The 2,406-nt window shown below is 79.9% G+C and carries 2 protein-coding genes; one reads left to right on the top strand and one right to left on the bottom strand.

From position 1 onward, the window contains the following. A partial coding sequence (locus IE321_RS42990; RefSeq protein ID WP_190226758.1) for a CAP domain-containing protein occupies positions 1-879 on the top strand: 879 nt, incomplete at its 5' end. A gap of 29 nt (positions 880-908) precedes the next feature. Here IE321_RS42990 and IE321_RS42985 read toward each other — a convergent pair. After that, the coding region (locus IE321_RS42985) for a helix-turn-helix domain-containing protein (RefSeq protein WP_268257462.1) at positions 909-2,406 on the bottom strand (1,498 nt) is incomplete at its 5' end.

Raw genomic sequence — 2,406 nt, 5'->3', positions numbered from 1 at the left:
CGGCCCGGCGGCCCCGGGCGCGGCGACCGCCGGCGCCGGCGCCAGGCGGAGGAGCGGACCCGGCGACGGGCCGCCGTCGCGGCCGGCACCCCGGTCGTCGCGGTGACCGGCGGCGCCTTCTCCCTGTACGGCGGGCGGGACGGCCAGGAGGAGCTCCTGGAGGCGAACCGCGCGTCCGTCCCCGCCCCCGACGTCCCCCTCACCCACGACCCGGACTCCCTGTCCTCCACCCCCGCCACCGTCGGCGCGACCCCCTCCGCCTCCACCACGACGCCCGGCCGGACGACCGCCTCCGCCACCCCCGGCGGCAAGAAGACCGCCACCGCCCGCCCGACCACGGCCACCCCCACGCCGCAGCGCACCACCGCGAGCCCGAAGGCCACCCCGCCGAAGAAGCCCGCCCCGCCGACGGCCGCCCCCGAACCCACCCGGACGACCGCGTCCCCGACGTCCGGCACCGACCCGGACCCCGGCGGCGGCGCCCAGCACGACAACGGGCAGGCGTCGGCCGCCGACCAGGTGCTGGCCCTCGTCAACACCGAGCGCGCCAAGGCCGGCTGCGGGGCGCTCACCGCGAACGCGACCCTCGCGCGCGCCGCCCAGGGCCACTCCGACGACATGGCCGCCCGCGACTTCTTCGACCACACCAACCCCGACGGCGACGGCCCGGGAGAGCGGGTCACCGCCGCCGGCTACCCCTGGTCCACCTACGGCGAGAACATCGCCATGGGACAGACCACGCCCGAGCAGGTCATGGAGGCGTGGATGAACAGCCCGGGCCACCGCGCCAACATCCTCAACTGCGACTTCAAGGAACTCGGCGTCGGCGTCCACACCGACGGCGGCCCCTACTGGACCCAGGTGTTCGGCGCCCGCTGACCCCGCGACCGCCCCCCCCCGCGACCGGTTCACGCCCGCGCCTCCGCCTCCGCCATCAGGGCCGACAGCTCGACCCGCGAGCGGATCTGGAGCCGGGCGTACACCCCGCGCAGATGGTGGTCGACCGTGCGCGGGCTCAGCGACAGCCGGGCGGCGACCTCCTGGTTCGTGGCGCCGCCCGCGACGAGCCGGGCGATCCGCTGCTGCTGCGGGGTGAGGCCGGCCAGCGAGGAGGGCTCCGCCGGGCGGCCGCCCGCCGCCCCGGTCGCGCGCAGCTCCGCGCGCGCCTGCCGGGCCCAGCCCTCGGCGGAGGCCCGCTCGAAGGTGACCAGCGCGTCGCGCAGCGGGCCCCGCGCCTCGCCCGGACGGCGCCGCCGACGGAGCCACGTCCCGTACGCGAAGAGCGTCCGGGCCCGCTCGAAGTCGTTGCCGCCGTCCTCGTGGCGCCGCAGGGCCTCGCCGAACCAGCGGCCCGTCTCCTCGCCGCGCGGCGCCAGCAGCGCCCGGCAGCGGGCCAGTTGGGCCGGGGCGGGCCGGTCGAGCCCGCACCCCGCCCACAGCGCGTACTCCTCCGTCGCCGCTCGCGCCTCCGCAGCCCTTCCCGAGGCCACCGCCGCCTCCACGAAACAGGGCACGGCCAGCATGCGGAGCGCGAAGTGCCCGCCGTGCGGCCCGGGACGGACCAGCGGAGCCAGCCGCGCGGCCGCCTGGGCCGCCAGCCCACCGCCCAACTCCGCCCGGGCCAGCGCCCATTCCGCCAGCGTCACCGCCTGGGTGAGGCCGTGCGGCCGTCCGATGGCGAGCGCCCGCTCCGCGTGCTCCGCCACGGACGGCCCGTCGCCCGTCACCGACGCCACCAGGGCGAGCACCGCGTGCTGGTGGGCCGCGGAGTTGAGCTGCCCGGTGGCCCGGGCCGCCCGCAACCCCTCCCCGGCCGCGTGCCCGGCCCGCGCGTACCGTCCGGCCCGCAGCTCCGCGTACGCGAGGTGTTCGAGGATCCGGGGCAGGAGCGAGGCCCGCTGCTCGGCCCGCGCCCGGGCCAGCGCCCTGCCGTGCAGCCGGGCCGCCGCCGCGACGTCCCCGAGGACCAGCGCGGCCGAGCCCGCCCGCAGCAGCAGCCGGGGCTCGTCCCGGGCCGCCCCGACCGCGACCACCCGGGAGAGCGGGGTGCGCGCCTGGTCCGGGCGGACCGTGAGCGCCGCCCGCAGGCCCTCGGCGAAGGCGCGCTCGGTGCCCCCGGCGGCCGGGGCCAGGTCCAGCGCCGCGAGGCACGCGTCGACGTCCCCCGCCGCCCAGGCGGCCTCCATCGCGAGGAACCGCGCGTCCGCCGCCTCGGCCGGCTCCCGGTCCCGCAGCACCTTCGCCGCCTGCGTGAACGCCTCGTGCGCGTCCATGACCGGCCCGCCCGCGAGCGCCGCGAACCCCCGGGTCAGCAGCGCCCGGCCGCGCGCCACCCCGGACCGCGCCCGCACGACCGGGGGAGGCCCGAGGCGGTCGGCCCGGTGCCGCTCGTGGGCGGTCGGGGGC

It is taken from the genome of Streptomyces hydrogenans (assembly GCF_014656075.1).
GTDB lineage: Bacteria > Actinomycetota > Actinomycetes > Streptomycetales > Streptomycetaceae > Streptomyces > Streptomyces hydrogenans.
The sequence above is the reverse complement of the archived record's forward strand: the minus strand, read 5'-3'. Positions and strand labels throughout refer to the sequence as shown.